The 1,625-nt window shown below is 62.6% G+C and carries 1 protein-coding gene; it reads left to right on the top strand.

Going from position 1 to position 1,625, the window contains the following annotated elements; genetic code table 11:
- Positions 1 to 456 precede the first annotated feature (456 nt).
- Positions 457 to 1,625: IS30 family transposase (locus ACU18_RS17915; RefSeq protein WP_231686132.1), on the top strand; the 1,169-nt coding region annotated here is incomplete at its 3' end.

The raw sequence follows: 1,625 nt of genomic DNA, 5'->3' as shown, positions 1-1,625 counted from the left end.
GGCGGGTTCTAGCGGTCGTTGCAACACCCAGAATTTTTGGGAGTTGCAACGACCGTGTCGTCTTTAAGGGAGAAGCCCGCTGGGCGGCGGAGATATTCGCAGGAGCAGAAGGATCAGTTCTTTGCGGCCCTCGATCGGGTTCAGAATGTCAGTGCCGCCGCGAGGGAACTCGGTTTCAATGTGATGACCTGTCACCAATGGATCCGCAAGGCTGGTTTGCCCCGGGGCAAAGTACGGAAGCAGTCGGTGCACCGGAAGTACACGGCTAGGCAGAAAGAGCAGTTCTTCGCCGTGTTCGACCGTCTTAAGAGCACCACTGAGGCTGCAAAGGAACTCGGGCTGAATCCCAATACGTGCGCCGCGTGGGTACGGAAAGCCGGGCTGAAGGGTCAGGGAAAGCCGGGGACAGGTCCACACCCTGGAAGGGACGAGTTCTCCCGGCTGCGCAACGCCGGCGTGAGCCGACGGAAAGCTGCCGCGGCAGTTGGTATTCATTTACGGACCGCTGAGGAGTGGGACCAGGGAATCCGGAAGTCCGGCGGGCGACGCATTTACCCGGATGGCCGGGTGGTCGACTACAAACGTGGTGTGATCACTATGACCTCTGCCGCCGGCACAACAGAAACGGTCCAGGTCCCGGTGGCCGCGCTGGAGAAACCTATCCACCCGCGGTACCTCAACGTCAAGGAACGGGAACTTATCCGGGACCTGCAGGCCGCCGGATCCTCGGTGCGGGCGGTCGCCCACGCCCTCGGCAGATCGCCCTCAACAGTCAGCCGCGAGTTGGCCCGAAACACCGATCCGCGGATGGGCTACCTTCCCCACGGTGCACATCGGAAGGCAACTGCCCGGCGGGCCCGGCCCAAGACAGCCAAACTCGCGGGCGAGTCGGACCTGCGTAAGTACGTGAAGGACAAGCTGCTCCTACGCTGGTCTCCGGAACAGATCAGCCACACGCTGGTCGAAGAGTTCCCCGACAACCCGGAGATGCGCGTGAGCCCAGAGACGATTTACCAGGCCCTTTACCTCCAAGCCAGAGGCGGACTTAAACGTGAGGTGCAAGCAGCTCTGCGGACCGGCCGGACCCGGCGAAAACCCCATGCCACCGGTGATCAGCGCACTCCCAGGTTCACCGACCCCATGATCATGATTTCCGAGCGTCCGCCCGAGATCGAGGACCGCGCCATACCGGGGCACTGGGAGGGGGACCTCATCACTGGCGCCCACAACCAGTCCGCGATCGCGACCCTGGTCGAGCGCACCACCCGTTACCTAATGCTCGTCCACCTGCCAAAGGACCACTCTGCCTCAACCGTCCGTGACGGCCTCATCAAAACCATGGCCACTCTTCCGGCGCACCTTCGGGGATCCCTGACCTGGGACCAGGGATCGGAAATGGCTGCCCACAAATCCTTCACTCTCGCCACCGACATGCAGGTCTACTTCTGCGACCCCGCAAGCCCGTGGCAACGCGGCTCGAACGAGAATACCAACGGCCTGCTGCGCCAGTACTTCCCCAAAGGCACCGATCTGTCTGTCTTCGGACCCGAGGACCTCGAACACGTCGCCCAGGAACTCAACGGCCGCCCACGCAAAACGCTCGGCTGGAAAACTCCAGCCGAGCG

Source organism: Arthrobacter sp. ZBG10 (genome assembly GCF_001238605.1).
Taxonomy (GTDB): domain Bacteria; phylum Actinomycetota; class Actinomycetes; order Actinomycetales; family Micrococcaceae; genus Arthrobacter.
Note: the sequence above shows the minus strand (reverse complement) of the source record. Positions and strands in the feature narration are given on the sequence as shown.